This window comes from Bacillus sp. 22483 (assembly GCF_052044605.1).
In the GTDB taxonomy this organism is placed as follows: Bacteria; Bacillota; Bacilli; order Bacillales; family Bacillaceae; genus Bacillus; species Bacillus altitudinis.
This window is the reverse complement of sequence record NZ_JBQENU010000006.1, coordinates 226,724-245,173: the sequence shown is the minus strand read 5'-3', so window position 1 is coordinate 245,173 and position 18,450 is coordinate 226,724. Positions and strand designations below refer to the sequence as shown.

16 protein-coding genes and 1 tRNA gene are annotated in these 18,450 nt (G+C 39.5%); 4 read left to right on the top strand and 13 right to left on the bottom strand.

Features of this window, described 5'->3' with window-relative positions; genetic code table 11:
* On the top strand, positions 1–793 hold a 793-nt coding region (locus tag ACTJJQ_RS11685; protein ID WP_440600217.1), incomplete at its 5' end, for an HNH/endonuclease VII fold putative polymorphic toxin.
* 20 nt (positions 794–813) lie between these two features.
* On the top strand, positions 814–1,203 hold the full coding sequence (locus ACTJJQ_RS11680) for an immunity 50 family protein (RefSeq protein WP_251185796.1): 390 nt from the start codon (positions 814–816) through the stop codon (positions 1,201–1,203).
* 574 nt (positions 1,204–1,777) lie between these two features.
* Here ACTJJQ_RS11680 and ACTJJQ_RS11675 read toward each other — a convergent pair.
* From ACTJJQ_RS11675 to hsdR, 3 genes are all read right to left on the bottom strand, one after another.
* Positions 1,778–3,235, bottom strand: coding sequence for a restriction endonuclease subunit S (locus ACTJJQ_RS11675; RefSeq protein ID WP_268390254.1), 1,458 nt, complete (start codon positions 3,233–3,235; stop codon positions 1,778–1,780).
* Positions 3,232–4,662, bottom strand: a complete 1,431-nt coding sequence (locus tag ACTJJQ_RS11670) for a class I SAM-dependent DNA methyltransferase (protein WP_268390256.1) — start codon at positions 4,660–4,662, stop codon at positions 3,232–3,234. The genes ACTJJQ_RS11675 and ACTJJQ_RS11670 overlap by 4 nt, the downstream gene beginning before the upstream one ends.
* 114 nt (positions 4,663–4,776) lie before the next feature.
* Complete coding sequence (hsdR, locus tag ACTJJQ_RS11665) at positions 4,777–7,983, bottom strand: type I restriction-modification system endonuclease (RefSeq protein WP_440600218.1); 3,207 nt, start codon at positions 7,981–7,983, stop codon at positions 4,777–4,779.
* A 564-nt stretch (positions 7,984–8,547) separates the two neighbouring features.
* Between hsdR and ACTJJQ_RS11660 the strand changes: the two genes are divergently transcribed.
* Positions 8,548–10,110, top strand: coding sequence for a T7SS effector LXG polymorphic toxin (locus ACTJJQ_RS11660; RefSeq protein WP_367637854.1), 1,563 nt, complete (start codon positions 8,548–8,550; stop codon positions 10,108–10,110).
* 16 nt (positions 10,111–10,126) lie between these two features.
* Entirely contained in the window at positions 10,127–10,465 is a 339-nt protein-coding gene (locus tag ACTJJQ_RS11655) for a hypothetical protein (RefSeq protein WP_017367747.1), read from the top strand.
* A 336-nt stretch (positions 10,466–10,801) separates the two neighbouring features.
* Here ACTJJQ_RS11655 and ACTJJQ_RS11650 read toward each other — a convergent pair.
* From ACTJJQ_RS11650 to ACTJJQ_RS11605, 10 genes are all read right to left on the bottom strand, one after another.
* Positions 10,802–10,875 (bottom strand) — tRNA-Arg (locus ACTJJQ_RS11650).
* A gap of 120 nt (positions 10,876–10,995) precedes the next feature.
* Complete coding sequence (locus tag ACTJJQ_RS11645; protein ID WP_099496658.1) at positions 10,996–11,520, bottom strand: YfcE family phosphodiesterase; 525 nt, start codon at positions 11,518–11,520, stop codon at positions 10,996–10,998.
* 14 nt (positions 11,521–11,534) lie between these two features.
* Positions 11,535–12,137: an XTP/dITP diphosphatase gene (locus ACTJJQ_RS11640; protein ID WP_169791232.1), complete on the bottom strand. Its 603-nt coding sequence runs from the start codon at positions 12,135–12,137 to the stop codon at positions 11,535–11,537.
* 10 nt (positions 12,138–12,147) lie between these two features.
* A complete protein-coding gene (gene rph, locus ACTJJQ_RS11635; RefSeq protein WP_007501599.1) occupies positions 12,148–12,876 on the bottom strand; it encodes a ribonuclease PH in 729 nt (242 codons plus the stop codon).
* 151 nt (positions 12,877–13,027) lie between these two features.
* Positions 13,028–14,089, bottom strand: coding sequence for a GerMN domain-containing protein (locus tag ACTJJQ_RS11630; RefSeq protein WP_366205952.1), 1,062 nt, complete (start codon positions 14,087–14,089; stop codon positions 13,028–13,030).
* 101 nt (positions 14,090–14,190) lie between these two features.
* On the bottom strand, positions 14,191–15,009 hold the full coding sequence (racE, locus tag ACTJJQ_RS11625) for a glutamate racemase (protein WP_113747108.1): 819 nt from the start codon (positions 15,007–15,009) through the stop codon (positions 14,191–14,193).
* 7 nt (positions 15,010–15,016) lie between these two features.
* Positions 15,017–15,457 (bottom strand): MarR family winged helix-turn-helix transcriptional regulator, encoded by a 441-nt coding sequence (locus ACTJJQ_RS11620; protein ID WP_007501606.1) that lies wholly within the window; start codon positions 15,455–15,457, stop codon positions 15,017–15,019.
* Positions 15,458–15,606: 149 nt separating this feature from the next.
* Positions 15,607–15,831: a spore germination transcription factor GerE gene (gene gerE / locus ACTJJQ_RS11615; protein WP_003184172.1), complete on the bottom strand. Its 225-nt coding sequence runs from the start codon at positions 15,829–15,831 to the stop codon at positions 15,607–15,609.
* A 206-nt stretch (positions 15,832–16,037) separates the two neighbouring features.
* Entirely contained in the window at positions 16,038–17,354 is a 1,317-nt protein-coding gene (locus ACTJJQ_RS11610) for a CitMHS family transporter (protein WP_060832539.1), read from the bottom strand.
* 155 nt (positions 17,355–17,509) lie between these two features.
* Entirely contained in the window at positions 17,510–18,370 is an 861-nt protein-coding gene (locus tag ACTJJQ_RS11605) for a LysR family transcriptional regulator (protein ID WP_007501609.1), read from the bottom strand.
* Positions 18,371–18,450 lie beyond the last annotated feature (80 nt).

Sequence of the window (18,450 nt, the reverse complement as noted above, 5' to 3'; positions counted from 1 at the left end):
CGATGCAAAACGTGCCGCAACAGGTGTCGATCCGATCACAGGTGAAGAACTCACCGCAGGACAGCGAGTCGCCGCAGGAGGCATGGCTGCAGCAGGATACATCCCGATCGTCGGCTGGGCAGGACGTATTTTCAAAGGCGGTAAAGCCGTTTATAAAACGACTCAAGCCACGTCCGCCGCAGTCAGAGCAGTAGACATTTACAAGACATCACAGAAGTCTTTTGACGCCCTGAAAACATCACAAAAAGGCTTATATGGCCTCACCGCAACAAACGGCTTCAGCGAAGCGATTACGGGTCGAGATATGTTTGGAAATAAGATCTCGAAAGAACAGCAGGAAGCGAGTATGAATGCAGCGCTGGGGATGCTTTTGCCCTTTGGGCTAAATGGTGTAAGTAATAAATTAAAAACTAAAGCAACACTAGACGTACAGAAAAACTTAAATAAAAACCATCATGAATCTAGAAAAGCTAGTTTAAAAGAAATTAAACGCCAATTAAATATACCAAGAACACAGAATCCTGAAAGTCAAAAGATAGTGCCCTTAACAGATAAGAATGGAAAACGAATATTAAATAAAAAAAACCAACCCATCCTTACGAGAGAACTTACGTATGATGTTAATGGTAAAAAGATTGTTATTCAGGATCATTCAAATGGTCACGATTTTGGAGAAGGAGGCGTCGGAAACCAACCTTCACACCACAATGTAAGACCTGAAAACAACACACGCAATGGTAAAGTTGAAGGTGTAGAAGACCATTATTATTTTGAAAGAAGAAACAATAAATAACCCAAACGAGGAGTTTCCAAATGATTAGAGAAGAAAAGTTTATGAACCCACAAGCGATGACTCAAATTTTTGGGGAGATCCCACAATTTAAAAATGCAGAGATCATGAATGTTGATTTAAACAGAGATGGTCCTACTCTATTTATAAGACTAATGACAAAAGACTCCGTGAAGAATAAACCTAAACGTTGGGGGAATTTTGATGTTGTCTACGTTGAATTATCATTCATTGGTGTAACAGATTTAAAAATTAATCATTTAGGAAATAATAATATAATTGATCATTTTGAGATTAGCACAACAGAAAATGAAGGATCTCTAAAAATAAATTGCAAGAATCAAATGCAAATCGAAACCATATTTGATTGGGCAAGGGTTGAACAAATTTCTCCGGGGCTAATTGGTTCTTAAGATAACTTGCGTTTTCATAAACACCAAATATTAAATCCACTTTAAAGTTGATTTTAGCCTGACCATCCTGTTGGACTCGAGTCATAAAAGATCGCTAAAATACTTTGTTAAACAATAGGAAAAAAATAAAAAAGCCAGAAACTTTGATTCATCAATGTTTTTGGCTTTTTAACAGTTTCAAATCATCATACGTCCCAGTAGAGATTCGAACTCCCAATCGACGGCCTAGAAGGCCGTTGCTCTATCCTGCTGAGCTACTTTATATATCCGCTATTCGTTCACGTTCAAATAGACTATAATTAGATTCGTTTCGAAAAAGTCAATTCTTTTCATGCTGTGTGGATGAACCGACTATAGGTTTACCTCCTTCATCTCCCCAGTGAAAATGTAGGAATATCCCCCATATCCTTTATGTAAAGAAAGAGAGATGTAGTGGGCAGAAATTTACCGATTGTCAGTTTGTGAATGAGAGTGGTTTCTGTATCAAACCAAAACACCAACATACCCAATACCACAACTTGGCATGTATGCAACCATAAAAGACATCCAATTAATTTGGATGCCCTTCCTATAACTATTTTACTTGTTCTTGTAGCACGTCTTTCAGCAATTCAATAGCACTTTCTTCACCTAGGTCATTTGTTCCCAGTTCACCTCGGAATGCTTTAGAGAGGATAGATTGCTTTAGTGCTTCAGTATTCTCTTCTACTAGAATCATTTCTTTTTGTTTGCTTTCTAGTTCTCGATAATTATTAAGCCAGCTTGTAATTTCCATAACTTCTTCCTGCGAAGGCAAAGGAATCGGTAAAGAAGCCAGTTTTTGTGAGTTAATATTAGCTTGTCCAACCTGTTGGGTAACCATTGATAGAAGTATTTTACGTCCTACATGGCTATTAATATAATGAGAAACATAACTAGCTAAAAAATCTTTATAAAACAATCGAACTCTGATTAGATAAGATGCAAATGTAAATCTCTCTGAGACATCTTCTGTTATTACAGACGTTTTACCAACTAATTCATAACTATTCGTCCTATTAAATAATAAATCATTAGTTTGTAAATCATATTTTAAAACATCTTCATGATTGTTCGGGAGATACTTCAAGTTATTTAGTTCAAGATAACCATCAACAATATTCCCCATTCTTAATACTGGTGTTCCAGTTACGTCATCATTTGTTTTAGCAGATGTGCCATATGTGGATGCTTCAATTAGATCATTTAAGCGCACCCACTTCCATTCTCTTGGCAATTCATATAGCTTTTCTAAAATACTTGAGTCTAATTGGTCTTTATACTTTGTTTTTGTTCCTTCTTTTAATAAATTTATTTGTTCAATCCATTCATTAGCCGTAGTTATATCAGCATTTTCCCCTCTCCACTTCCTAGTCAATTCCCCACGAAACGCCTTATCCAAAATAGCCGCTCGACGAAGTTCAAACGTTTTCTTCGCTTCCTCAACCAACTGCTTTGCTTCATCAATTTTACTTATAAGCCGCTCTACTTTGTCAGCAATTCGTTTTTGTTCATGAAATGGCGGGAGTGGAAAAAACATATTATCCATAGCCTTTGGAGAAACCCTTGGCAGATTTATACCATTACTGTTTTCGTTAGCATACTGTAATACTTGGGGTAACCCTAAGTACATGTTTAATAATTTGTTAGCCCTTATATTTTTATTACGATATACAAGTATATCGGTTGATGCTACCCCGTCAAATTCTACATAAGCATGCTTATTAAGATATGGTCGTAGCTTCCCGTATAATACATCATTCTTTTTGAAAACTACTTTTTTACTTTTTACGCCTTCCGTATTACCAACTTCTAATATACCTCCTCCTTTATTCATGTGTTCTAAACCAATATACTTTTCGTTCCCTGTAGGTTGAATTTGTTCTTTTACTTGTTCAAATACGCATCCAAGTTTAGTCCACACCCAATTTTCTGGCACTTCATACGGTTGTTGTTCATCTGATACTAGTGCTTCTTTCAATAACTCCTCAATGGTCTTCTTTTTCTTACTCACTGTTTGACCACCTCATCCTCTTCAACAGCACGCAACTCCTCAACCACTTCATTTAATAAACCCATAGCCTGCTGAAGCTTTACAATTGCTTCTTCTGCTGATTCAATTGGATCTGGTAAGTTGTCATAGGAAGATAATGATTCATCTGCAATCAATCCGATATCTAAACTATCCCCTTTTTTTGCAATGTCCTCTCTTGTGAACACATTCCAACGTTCATCCTCTACTTTTGAGCGGTCTTCTGCTACATATGCTCTCATGAAGTGTTCAAAGTGTGCCATTGTTAGCTGATTCCGTTTTCCGAATGACTTCATATTGGTGCGGAGATCGTATACCCAAACATCCTTTGTGTTATCTTGGTCTGTTGTTTCTCTTGTGAAAAATAAGACGTTTGTTTTCACACCTTGGGCATAGAAAATCCCCGTTGGTAAGCGTAAGATTGTATGCAGATTGCATTTATTCATTAAATCGCGTCGAATCTGTGCACCAACCCCGCTTTCAAACAAGACATTATCAGGTAATACAACTGCTGCGCGTGCATGACCATCGTCTTTTAAAGCGTTATAAATTAACTGTAGAAAATTAAGCTGTTTATTGGAAGTTTCAAACGTCAGGTCATCACGGGAGACGCTCTCTCCACCTTTCTTCGTCCCAAATGGTGGATTGGTTAAAATGACATCAAAGTTTTTCATCCATTTTCCATTACTAGATAACGAATCCCCTTGTTCCAGTCGCCCTTCGATATCATGAAGTAATGCATTCATTAGAGCAAGACGATGAGTCCCTGTGACGAGTTCCATGCCAGTAAATGCTTCTTTCTTTTGGAAAACGCCCAGTTGTGGATCTAAATCATAATAGTTATCTGTCTTATTTTTCAGATACTGGTCTGCCGCAATCATAAAACCAAATGTACCAGCTGCAGGGTCATTGCATCTTTCTCCAGGTTTAGGGTCAATCAGCTGCACCATTACATCAATTAATACACGCGGTGTAAAGTATTGACCAGCACCTGATTTTGTTTCGCTTGCGTTTTTTTCTAACAAGCCTTCATATAAATTACCTAAACCTTCTTCTTTTGCGTTGTACCAATCAAGGCCATCAATGGTCTTCAGAATTTTCTCTAGGTTCTTGGGTTCAGTAATACTAGTAGCAGCATCAGTGTATATCTGACGCAATTGAGCATTCTCGCTATTACCCAGCTTAATTAAAAGATGTTGATAAAATGTTTTGAGTTCTACCCCTTCTTTTTCTAGCAAATCATCCCATCTATATCCTTCAGGTATTACATTTTCTGTTTGCTGTTCTTTCATCATTTTTAAAAATAAAATATAGGTTAACTCCGTGACATATTGTTGATATGTAATACCATCATCACGAAGTACATTGCATAAATTCCATAATTTTTGAACGATTTCTTGGTTATTCATCTTTTTTCCTCCTGAAAAGCTTCTAATCTATTAAATCAAATTTGATGATTTTTAGTTGAAAGCGAACCTTTTCATTATAACCCAAAAAAGTGCCTCAATGAAGAGGCACCATCGTTAGCTGATATAAAGGTTCTCATTGATCGTATTCACAATTTGATCAATATCATCACCGAATTCACGTTTCAGTAATTTGTAGCCACCAGACGTTCTAAAAGGTTCTTCCGAGAATGCCTCTTCTGCGGTAGGCGCAAGAACAGGCACTTGAAGTAATTGCTTTTCTATTCTCTCTAACCATTTCTTTTGTCTTGGCGTCCAATCATGCAGTGAATACACTTTGTGCATTGCCTGTTTAATACGTGCTTCATGGTCAATGAGTGCTTCACCTAATGCAGCTTGGCGAATAAAACTAATAATATCTGCTGCAATGTCCTCATTTTTTGTCTGTTTCCAAGCGGTTTGTAAATGAGATTGCTTAAAGCCTTTTGTTTCTAAAATCGTCATAAGTTCTCGCAAATCTTGTCTCGTTAGATCTTTTGGTCGTGTACAGATCAGATGCAAAGCGGGAATTTCATTGATATTTTCTTTGATAAATCGAACAAAACCATCCAGATAATCTTCTGGTCGCTTGTTCCCTTCACCATACCCACGAATGACGTCTGTTACTTCATCTTCCTTATCAGATATATAGCGTTTTTCACGTGTTACTTGGTACGTTTCCATGTATTCAAATAGAATATTATGCTGTGTGGCTTCTTGTGGTGAGTATGTTTGAATTTCTTTCACCCATTCATCCACATGTTTTCCATTTGATAATTCTTCAAACTTCCCAATGCCTTCTTCATCAAATCTTTGTTTGCGACGTTGGATTTTTGCTACTAATTGATCACGATAAAACGAAGCTTCCTCATCAGTCGTTGCATTTACAAGAGAATCATACAAATCACCAATACGAAAGTTTTGTTTCTTCACAACTGGTTTCATTTCTGTATAATGTTGCAACTTGTCATATATTCCAACGGCATCGTAGATGTTAAAGTGTGTTTTCCCAATCTCTGGGCAGAGGCGAGTCGCACGGCCAAGCATTTGATCATAGAGAATACGAGATTGTATTCTTCTTAAAAACACCAAATTTGTGATCGGCGGCACGTCAATACCTGTTGTGAGTAAATCAACTGTAACAACGACATTAGGTAGTCGCTCATTTTTAAACCGTTTAATGGCATCTAATGGCTTGTAGATATAGCCAGTGATTTTCATAATGGCATCATCTTCAATGTCATCGCCACGTTCTTTAAATGCTTCTTTTAATAAGCGAACAACAAGATCTGCGTGTTGATCAGTAGCTGCAAAGATGAGCGTTTTTTCTTTACCTGCAGGGTCAATATAATCAACTAATTTATTTAAAACTGCACGGTTAAACGGTTCTGTAATGACTTTTTTATTAAACTGCTCCACTTCAAAGTGCACAGTATCTTCTAACTTTTCTAGTTGAATCTCCCCTTTATCAACATCATACACTTCTACTTCCTCATCTTTTTCAAAGGTGATGCCCACTTGTGAAAGTTCTGTTTTAAACAAATAAGGGGGCTCATGGTCCACTAGATATCCGTCCAACACTGCTTCGCTATATGAATATTTAAAAATTGGCATACCAAAAATGTCTGTTGTATGTAGAGCAGGTGTTGCGGTAAGCCCTAAACATGCCGCATCAAAATAATCGATAACGCGCCGATATTGACTAATATAATCATTCTGATCACGGAACTCTAATTCTTCCTCTGTCATTTCTCTATCACTTGTATAGCCTCGGTGCGCCTCATCTACAATGATGAAATCATATTGCCCGACGCTTGGAAGCTTTTCGCTATCGCTATAAAAAAGTCTGCGAACCATTCCCTGCACGGTTGCAATCTGCACCTTCGTTTCAACTTCCGGTGTGAGATCGCCTAATGACTTCACATCATATATATCAGCAAACGAGTAACCTTCAATTTTCGTATCTTTCAGTGAATCCTCTGTTTGTTTACCGAGTGAATTACGGTCGACAAGAAAAAGAATGCGGCGACACTTTTTAGACTTAATTAAGCGATACATAAGCGCAATCGCGGTACGAGTTTTCCCAGTTCCTGTAGCCATTGCAATAAGCATTCTTCTGTTTCCTTCTTTTAACGACTTTTCTGCAGCCAGAACCGCATTCTGCTGATAGTGACGCAATCCAAACTTCGTTATATCATCTTCTTCTAGACGCTTATCCGCATCCTTATCATCTTGGCTAAGAAGAAGCTGTAAATCTTCTGGTGAATGCCACCCTTCAAGCGGACGTGCATGTTCAAATGGTTTGCGTGAATCCCAGAACCAAATACCCGATTCCTCTTGAAGCTGTCTTAAATAAGGGCGACCATTTGTTGCATATAAGAATGGGACTTGATAATCACCAGTTGTTGGTGTAATCTGTTCATCTTCTACTTGCATGACATTTTTCGCGTACACTTTTGTTTGACTATCTAATGCCCCAGGAATCGTTTTCTTTTCTGCTTTTGCTTCAATGAAACCAACAAGCTTGAGTCCAATAAACAATGCATAATCAACCCAGCCGCCATCGACCTTCCACTCAGCAATGGCCATATGTTTGTTTTTCTCTGGTAGCGTCCTGTTTTTTTTATAGTTTAGTAAATTCGTGTCTACTTCCCATCCAGCAGCACGTAACTTCTGATCAATGATGATACGTGTTTCATCTTCAGTCAGCTGCTGCCTACGCATGAAGTTTTTGGACGCTTTTCTACGTTTCATTTTCTCATCTGCTTGCTCTAATTCAGCTTGATGGCGAATTGTCTCTAATTCCTCTTCAAGCTGCCTCACTTTCACTTCATACTCTTGTTGGAGCTGTCGTGTATCTATTCCTGTTTGTTTATTTGGCTCTATGTACTCTGGAGCTTGAAAATTCCAATCACCGTATACCTCCATAAACCAAGTCGACAAACGAAAAGCCAAATGCAATAAAGATTTCGCTTCTTCTGTTTTTTGATAACCTGCTTCATGCATGGCCACATTCCCTTTGCGACGAAGCGTTTCAACGATATCTATTAACTCTGGTTCAAGTATTCCTTCTCGACGTAATATATTGATGCGCTCAACTTGTTTCGTGCCATATGCTTCCTTAATATTTTCAGCGGCTAGAATAAATTTTGTTAATGTTTCGGCAAATAACCGTAGTTTCATTACTGTTGTATGTGGGTCATGATATACATTTTTCTCAGCTGTTTCTCCTAAATTGGAAAGTACTGCCCACTTCCCTTGAAAAAATGAAAAATTGCTATTCATCATTATCACCGTTTCCCAAAAGGTTTTATATGTTTATTATACTATATTTATACAAAAATTAGGTAGTCTTAATCCACAAACGACAAAGTTAAGTTAATTGGTGTTTGTTTAACAAATTTCATATCATTCTTTTTGTGCTTTAATCTTTTTATCGGCAAGATCAATATTGTTTCGAATAGCCAGCTCACTGATAAAGTATCTTCTTTAAAATAACCTTTCTACTTGAAGGGTTATTTAAGCTTATCTTTGAACGTACATTCCTTCCAGAAATATATCTTGTGACTAATCTCGAAAGAAAACTATATAAGTTCATCAATAATATGATTAGATTCAGAAAGAATACAACAGTGGTAAAATCCTAATGATACGGGTGGTTGTTCTTCTGTCTTTATTATTTGAACACACACATTCTCAAACTGTTCCACACTCGTTCTTCAATATCTAGTCATTATCACCTATGTAAATCGTTTCATTTTCACGGAATTTCAGTATTTATTCCCCAATACCCCTCCTAATAATGGTAAACTCTCTATTGATTGCGACCAAGCTTTAAAGGAGAATGCCATGAAAACGTTAGATGTTCAGGCCTTACACCATGCAATTGATCAAACACTGTCACAGTTAATACAACAATCACTACATATCAAATCCCTTGAAAGCCAAATCAATCGAATCATTTCATTGGATGGCGCACTAAAGGGGGAAGCTGGAAAAGCGATTCGAGCGTTTTACTCAGAGTGCCATATCCCTTTCTTGCAATTCTTTCAAGTCACGATTGGAGAATACACCTCCGTACTCCAAAAGGTACAGAATGCACTTCATGCATTTGAATCAAATGAAAATGGCTTTATCTCTCAATCATTTCTTGATCATGAGCTTGATCAAGGTTTAAAAAATACCGAACGAGCCGTATCTGATATCGTGTCAGATGTGAGCAGCGCCATCGGCAAAGTCAGCCATATCATTCATTTACCAAGTGTTGACGAGTCTGCTTTTCAAGCCAGTTACCAAAAAGCCTGGATGAACATCTCAAAAACCATCGGTACGCTCCATGCCTTTGACAGGGAACAAGCCAGTGCTTTGAATGAAACCAAGAACTCCATACAAACAATGAAGGAATACATAGATACTCTAGGCACAATGTTCACTGGTGCAAAAATCGGGATCACCACCTATCAAAAAGGGTCCATTCTCAAAGATAAGGAAGACAAAAAGATCAGCAGTAACCTAAACGAATTGAATAAAAAAATAGACAGTCCCGATGGAAATCCAATGACGATCATGCTTAATAAGCTGAATGATAAAGAGCGATCGAATGTGGATACGGTTGTAAATAGGAAATCCTCTAATAAAATTAATCAAGACGCCGTGTTCGTAAATGGAAAAGTATATAATATAAATGAAAAGATTGACTTCGCAAATGCCAAAACAGTTGACGTTATTCGAGATGGAATGCTCTATCGGCTACGAATAACGGACCAAAACAAAGTGAATATTGAAAGCATTACAAAGATTTCTGATGTGAAAGCGGAAGAACAACCCTCAAATATCTTAAATACGGCGGTTGAATTTACAGGAATAAATGATGCAATTCGAGTCATCACAGGGAGAGACCCTGTAACAGGTGAAAAAGTTACTGACATGGATCGTCTAGTGTCAAGCTTGCACATGATACCCGTAGCTAAAATCGCTAAAGTTGGAAAATACGCATTCAAAATCATGAAAGGAGAGAAAGTAGCCAAGAAGATTGTCAAAACACCTTCCTTTGGCAAACATTCCGTACCAAAAGGTCCGTATCGTGAAGTAAATGGTTTCCCTGCAAAAGTAAAACCAGGCGCTCAAGAGAAACATATTCCTGATGCACCTAACTATAAGCAAGAAGTTGCGAATGGCCGTCCAAATAAAAGCATTTTCAATGGAGATAATAAAATAGCACAAGAATTGCTAGATAAGTTCGCTGGGAAAGGTACAAAAATAGGTGAGCACAAAGAAAGAGTAGACTTTGGCCAAGTGATTGGAAAATACTATGATAAAGATACCGGTAAGTATGTAGAGACTACTAGAGGCTTAATACATTACAGCAAAAACGGCGCTCATATAGTACCATCAGAGCCTTTAAAACCATAAATTAAGGAGAATTCGAATGGGATATGATCCATTAATTTCAGCATTACGAAAATATAAACATAACGATTTGATAATAGAATGGAAAAACGGTTTAAAAGTTATTGGGGAATCTGACACGCTTTATGAAACAGATAACGGATTGGAAGATGACGATGTCAATTATACAGAATATGACGCAGTCGCATTTCAAGTTAATAACATCTTATCGCCCCCCGCTAATAACGACTGTGATATATACGATTGGTTAAAGCAAGAAAAAAGTCCCTTAATTGAAATTTCACTTTATAAAGATACACCAAATGCAGTGTATTTAGCAGACGGTCAAAAATTATGGGAATTGGACAGTGATGATTAACAAATGAAAAGCCTCTCTAAATTAGAGAGGCTTTTCATTTGTTTCTGTTTTAAATATATTTAGTCGCTACTTTCAAAAATAACTCTATTTTTCAATTTATACATTTTTGATTTTGATCCATTTACGTTCATAGTCATTGAAGCAACTGAACAAAAATCAACCACCCATTTGATAGGTTCTTTGATACAAAGACAGGGAACGGAAACACTTGAAAATAAATCAGCTACCAATCCGCTCCCAAAACCTTAATTTGAAGCGATAAACAACCTTATGTTCCAAGAAACAAAAAAGTCTGAAATCCTTTCATATCAAGGATTTCAGACTTTTAATTTAGTACGTCCCAGGAGAGATTCGAACTCCCGACCGACGGCTTAGAAGGCCGTTGCTCTATCCTGCTGAGCTACTGGGACATGTTGTTATGTAGTGTGCTTTGGCGTATTACCTCAGCGACAAGATTTATTATATTACTATTGTTCTTTAAAGTCAACGGTTTTTCGAAAGTTTTTTCATAAGGGGCAAATGCTGCACCCTTATGAAATACCTTCCAATGTGACAGTGTTTTCGAGGTCTAGTATGACGTGACCTTCGTCCGTGAAAAACTGTACGTTTGCTTCGCTTCCATCTAGTGTCAGTATAGCATAGCTGCGCTCTTTGCGCACTCTTGGCAGGTGCACGCTGCCTGGGTTAATGAGGAGTTTTCCTCTTAGCAGTTCACTGCCTGGGATGTGCGAGTGGCCAAAGCAGATAATGTCTGCGCCTAGCTCTTCTGCACGGTAGTAGACTTGAAGCAAGGATTGTTTGATGCCATGCAGATGTCCGTGAGTGAGAAATAGTTTTCCGCCTCCGTCGAGTGGGAGCAGGAGCTCTTCTTCAAAATCGCCCATAAAGTCACAATTTCCTTTGACGACTTTGTATCCTTCGAGTGCTGGGTGGTTCGTTTCGAGTTCTGAATCTCCGCAGTGAATCATCATGTCCACTTCAGCCGCATGCCGTTTAGCAATGGTTTGAAGTTCGTCTGTGAGTCCATGACTGTCACTAATGATGAGTATCTTCATGGCTTCATTCCCCCTTATTCATTTGCGTCTAGCAGTGATGAAAGCTTTTGAAGCGCGACCGCTCGATGGCTGATCTTGTTTTTTTCCTCTGGTGATAACTCGGCCATCGTCTGGTCTTTGTCTTTGACGATGAAAATTGGGTCGTATCCGAAGCCGTTTTCGCCGATCGGTTCTTCGGCGATAAAGCCTTCTACTGATCCTTCTACCGTTTGAGTCTCTTTGCCCGGTATACTGACAGCCAGGGCACATCTGAATCTAGCAGTGCGGTCTTCTTTTTCTATGCCTCGCAGCTCATTCAGCACCTTTTCCACGTTCTCGGCATCGTTTTTATGCTCGCCCGCATACCTCGCTGAATAGACGCCAGGTTTTCCGCCAAGGTAATCAATCGACAGACCCGAGTCGTCTGCAATCACCATTTCACCTGCTTTGGCTTGAATGGCCTCGGCTTTGATAATCGCATTTTCTTCAAAGGTATGTCCTGTTTCTTCGATCTCTTCCGTAAATCCGATGTCCGCTAGTGTTTTGACCGTGAATCCTTTTGGCTCAAGAATGGCTTTGAATTCTTTCGCTTTGCCCGCATTGTGCGTTGCGATGATGGCAGTTTTCATCCTGATCAAACCCTTCTCTTTATTCGATAACTTCTCCTGTCACTGCTTTTTGCTTTTCAATTAATTCTTTGATGCCTTTTTCGGCTAAATCAAGCAGTCCGTTTAGCTGTTCTCTTGAGAATGTCGCTTCTTCGCCAGTGCCTTGAAGTTCAACAAAGCGTCCAGCGCCTGTCATGATGACATTCATATCCACTTCAGCTGAAGAATCTTCTTCATAATTTAAATCTAACAGAAGTCCCTGTTTAGAATCAATTCCGACGGATATCGCGGCTAAATAATCAGTGATCGGATTTTCTTTCAAAACGCCTTCTGATTGAAGCTTTTGAATCGCTAGTGTCATGGCCACAAATGCACCTGTAATAGAAGCTGTGCGTGTGCCGCCGTCTGCTTGAATAACATCACAATCAATCCAAATGGTGCGTTCACCAAGCTTTTCTAAATCAACGACTGCGCGTAGAGCTCGTCCAATTAAACGCTGGATCTCCATTGTACGTCCTGTGACTTTTCCTTTAGATGATTCTCTTATCGTTCTTTGAGCCGTTGCTCTTGGAAGCATGCTATATTCTGCTGTAATCCAGCCTTTTCCTTCTCCTCTTAAAAAAGGAGGTACGCGGTCCTCGATAGATGCGTTACAAATCACCTTCGTATTTCCCGCTGAGATTAAGACAGAGCCTTCTGGGTGCGTAATGTAGCCTGCCTGTATTTCAATTTTTCTTAATTCGTCGTATTGTCTTTCATCTAATCTCATGTTTTACCTCCGTTACAATATACATTCCGCGCGGGTGTCAGCGGGGTTCTCCTATTAACTTTGACAACCTCGATCCGTTCTAATCGCTTGGAATAAAAAAGAGGCAGCGAATGTGCATGCCTCATTTTCTCCATTATATCAATGTGTGACGTTAAAAACTACCTGTATTCACTTGTTCTGGTCTTGAAACTGGCTTTGTGAGCTCTGCTCCTTTTTCGTTCACAAGCTCTGCCTTTCCGTTTACCTTCACAGACACGCTTTTCACATCTGGCAGCTCTGTTAATGTCAGCACAATGCTATCAAGAACTTTTTGTGAAATGACTTTTTTCTTTTCATCTGCACTGCCAAAAATGGATTCATTGAAATCTAGTGTCACATGACCGTCTTTTACTTTCGGGACATCATTGAGCTTCACATCTTGATCAAAGTCTGTCAGCAATTGGCTTGTTTTGCTTGGCCCAGAGACGAGCTCATCAATGGCTGCTGTAATTGGATCATCCTCTTCTTTTGGTGCTCTTTTGGTCACAGGGACATAGTACGTCTGTTTATCAGATTCAGCTAAATAGTAGACAGTCACAGGCTTTGTCGATGTCATATCAGCCGCAGCCTCGTGCTGAATATTAATGCCGTCCTCTCTGCTTAAATCATCTGAAATCGGTGTCCCATTCACAGGCATCTCTTTTAATTCATGGCCATTCATCTTTAATTTGACTTTCGCTACCGAATCAAACTGCGTTAATGTCCAAGTGACTGATTGTAAAATGCGCTGTTCGTCTTCTTTTTTATAGTTTTTGAATTCATTTGAGAAATCCACAACCGCTGTGCCATCTTTAATATCGACAGATACGCTCGTGTCCGCCGGCAGCACGGCTCTGAATCCATTTGGCATCAGGTTAGAAATCGGTCCCCCGTCTACGAGGTATTCAAGTGTTTGTTTCGCACTTCCTTCGTTTTTCGGCAGCGGAATGGATTGAGACACAACATATCCATTTTTATCAATTAAATATAATTCTCTCATGACGGTATCTGCTTGCTTCTCTTCTTTTCCTTCTTTGGCTGTTTGTTTCTCTTCTTTATTTTCTTTCACAAACGTGACATTTTGTGGTGGATCAATCTCTGTTTTCGCTTGGTCTGTTTGAAACAATCCGCATCCTGATAAAAGCATGGCTGACGCAATACACGTAACAGCTGCTGTAGTTCCTTTTTTCAGCATACTTCACCCTCCTCTAGTGGTTTGTACTAGTATGTATACGAGCTCCCTCAGAGGATTAGACCCTTTTCATAAAAAAATAACCCACTTCCATGAGAAGTAGGTTATTGCTGATATACGTGTTCAAGCGAAACCGTTTCGACCTTTCCTGGCAGGTAGCCGAACCAGTCTTGAGCGATGTTTTGAAAGTTTTGTTGCTGCCCTGTTGTATAAAAAGTATGAACAGGCTCTTCCTTCGAATCATTTAACAGCCCTTTATATGAAAGAATTGTGCTCGCTTCTCTCGCTGTCTCGTCTCCTGAAGAAATGATGTTGACGCCACTGCCCATAAAGCGCTGAATCGGTTCTTTTAAAATCGGGTAGTGCGTGCAACCAAGAATGAGCGTATCAATGCCTGTTTTTTTCATCGGTTCAAGAGAAGCTTTTACGACTTCATCTGCTGCATGATCTAAAAACGTACCACTTTCCACAAATGGCACAAGCAATGGACATGCCAAACTTTGAACAGTTAGTCCTGCTTTTAAAGAAAGCAGTGCTTCTTTATAGGCCTCACTTTTGATCGTATTGACTGTGCCGATGACGCCAATATGCTGATTGTTTGTGACCTTGATCGCTGTGCGGGCTCCGGGCTGGATTACGCCAATGACCGGGATATCAAGTGTTGCTTTAATTTCATCAAGTGCTATCGCCGTCGCAGTGTTACACGCAATGACAAGCATTTTAATATGGTGGTGTCTTAATAGGTAGTGCGCCATTTCCCATGTATATTGAAGAACCTCTTCTTCTGCTCGAGGGCCGTATGGACATCGTTTTGTGTCGCCTACATAAATAATCTTTTCTTTTGGCAGTTGTCTCATGATTTCCTTCGCAACGGTTAAACCGCCTACGCCGGAATCAATCACGCCGATTGGTTGATCCAACAAAATCGCCTCATTTTCTTTTCATTTGCTGCTGTAGTTTCGTTAAAGATTGGTTGAAAACGATGGCTTCTTCTTCTGAGAAAGCCCCTAGAAGTTCACTGACGTATTCTTGGCGTTTGACAATCACTTCTTGAATGATCCGCTCACCTTCAGGCAATAAATGAATGCGAACCACGCGGCGGTCAGACGGATCTTTCACCCGTTCAACAAGTTCACTTTTTTCCATTCGATCAATTAAATCGGTTGTCGTGCTGCAAGCCAAATACATCTTTTGTGATAGCTCACCTATTGTCATATCTCCGAATTCATAAAGCCACTGAAGCCCCACAAATTGAGGAGGTGTAATCGTATATTGATTCAGAATTTCTCTACCTTTTTGCTTAATGATTGCAGCAATATGGCGCAATGATTTTTCAATTTCTGCAACATGGCCTGACTCATTCGTTTCCATTTCATTGATACCTCACTATAGCATCTCACTTTGATTAAAACGTACATTCCTATTTTCCTCGTTTTTCAAAGAAATTGCAAGAAGAGACTCATGGAAACCATATAGAAATAACCGGCTCCTCCCTGGTGCGGAAGGAAAACCGGCTGACGTTAGAGCTCTAGCTCACCCATACGCAGAAGCTCGACTACGGCCTGTGAACGACCTTTGACTCCTAGCTTTTGCATGGCATTCGAAATATGATTTCGAACAGTCTTTTCGCTAATAAAAAGCTCGCTTGCAATTTCTTTTGTTGTTTTATCTTGGACGAGCAATTCGAATACTTCTCTTTCTCTTTTGGTTAATAGCGGCTTGGATTGAAACTCTTTCTCCTTCAAGTATTGTAACCCTCCTTGCTAAGGTGAGAGCTCTAGTCTCTATAGAATGGGATTCTGTATAGTCGAGATATCATATGCCGGGTACTTGAGGTAGGTGACGTTAAAATCGAGAATTCCCGCAGATGAGCGTCCAATTTCCTCCCCTTCAAACCGCACAAAAAAGGACGAGTCCCCTATAGAGACATCGTCCTTGATCAAACAAGCTTTTAAAATATCGAAATAGCTCCTGTTAAAAGAGCAATAAGTGTTGTAAACAGGGCTGTGAGTACGGTCCATAGCAGTGCGTACTTTTGCAAATCACCAATATCTTTATTCAGCATACTCACAAGCAGTAATGTGGAAGCGACAAGCGGACTCAGTAAATGGACAGGCTGTCCGATAATAGAGGCGCGCGCAATTTCCACTGGATCAATTCCGTAAGCTGCGCCGGCTTCAGCTAAGATTGGCAGCACCCCGAAATAATAAGCATCATTTGAAAGAACAAATGTAAATGGCATACTCGTCAAAGCGACAATGAGCGGAAAAAATGAGCTGTATGAATCTGGAATCATGTAAATGACCAAGTTAGCAATGGACTCCACCATTTTTGTTCCCGAAAAAATGCCTGTGAAAATTCCTGCTGCAAACACAAGGGTAATGACCGTTAAAGCATTTCCTGCATGCGATAAAATCCGCTCACGCTGATCTTCAACTTTTGGATAGTTGATCATAAGCGCAATGACAAAGCCAATGAGAAAGAGTACAGGAATCGGTACGATATCCAATACAAGTGTGACCATGACAGCAATCGTCAGGAAGAAGTTAATCCAAATCAAGTTTGGTCTCTTCATATCAGCTACCCCATCTTCAATTGATGCCGCCAATTCAGGAGAAATCGAGACCTCTTCTTTATACTGAATCTCGGCAACCCCAATGCGCTTCCGTTCTTTTTTTCCAAGAACATACGCTGTAAAAAGGATAAAAAGACCGCCCCCTATCATCGTCGGGAGTAATGGAATGAAGAATTCCGCTGCATCTAAACCAAGTGCAGCAATCGCACGAGTAGCTGGACCGCCCCAAGGCGTCATTCCACTCATAATGCCTAGTGATAATAGTGAAATCGTCCCTAAAATCAGCGGGTTCATCCCAATTCTTAAGAAAAGTGGCAGCATAGCTGATACGGTAATCATGTACGTTGTGGTCCCATCACCATCTAATGCAACAAGCATAGACAAAATCGCTACCCCAAAAGCAATTTTGACCGGATCGCCTTTCACAAGACGTAAAATCAGTTTGATCAATGGGTCAAACAATCCAGCATCCAGCATGACACCGAAAAATAAGATGGCAAATAACAATAAAGCAGCAGATGGTGCAACGGTCTTGAGTCCATCAAGCATCATGTCCCCTAATCCGCTGTAAAATCCACCGATTAATGCAAAGATGATTGGCACAACGGTGAGAGCCACCACCGGATGCATACGTTTTGTCATAATAAGAAATGTAAAAGTCACGACCATCAAGATCCCTAAAATAGCTAGCACTTCATATCCCTCCATCCTCTTCTTTACACGATCCACAAGCGCCCCTTTTGCACTTGTGGCCCGAAATGTTAGCGCTTTCTATTTCAAGGATATAATAGCTTTTTTTATAATGAAAATATCGATTTTTTCGTCTATTCAATAAATTTTTTTTATAATTAGCCTTGCTGACTTCTTAAAAACTCAATGAATGCTTTCACAACAGACAAATGAAGAGAATCCGGCTGGTACATGAGCCATGTATCTCTTAAAACAGGCTGTCCATCTTTATACGAAAGACCTTTTACAAATAGCTCATCACTTGGTCTGAGACAAATTTCCGGGACAATAGCATAACCTAAACCATGCTTCACCATCTCTTTTGATGTATCTTGCCTGTCTGTCTCCATTGTCACAAGCGGAGGCATCGTGAACGTCTCCTGCCACCATCTGTTAATCAATCGTTTTAATGAACTATCCGTGTGATAGTCAATGAGCGGCAGCTTAGGAAGATCCTTTAGCTGTATTTCTGATTTTGAAATGATACAAAGCCGTTCTTTATCAAGCAAAAATCGCTCTCCATTCCAGTCGTAATCTCCTCTTAAAATCCCTAAATGTACACTTGATGTCCCTAATAAATCCATGACTTTTGTGCTCCATCCTGTGTTCACCATAAATTGAACATGTGGATACTGCTTAGAAAACTCTCTTAAAATTTCCGGCAATTTATATTGAGCAAAGTTACTCGACACCCCTAACCTGATCGTTCCTTTGACCTTTTTTTGCATATTGAGCATGCCATCTTTCGTTTGCTGGAGCTGCTTGAGCATGTCATTTGCGTATTTAGCCAAGTATTCGCCCTCTGATGTAAATTCAATGCCTCGTTTTCTTTTAAAGAAAAGCTTCATGTCAAACTCCTCTTCAAGCTGTTTCAATCGATAACTTAAGGCAGGCTGCGAGACAAATAATTTTTCTGCCGCTTTTGTGATGTTCTTCTCTTCATATAACACCTTTAAAAACCGCCAGTCTTTCTCATCCATTGTGTGCCCTCCTTTTGACCTTGTTATAAAAATATTTTATCAGTTTATCTTAAAATAATGTATTTAACTTATTTCTTATT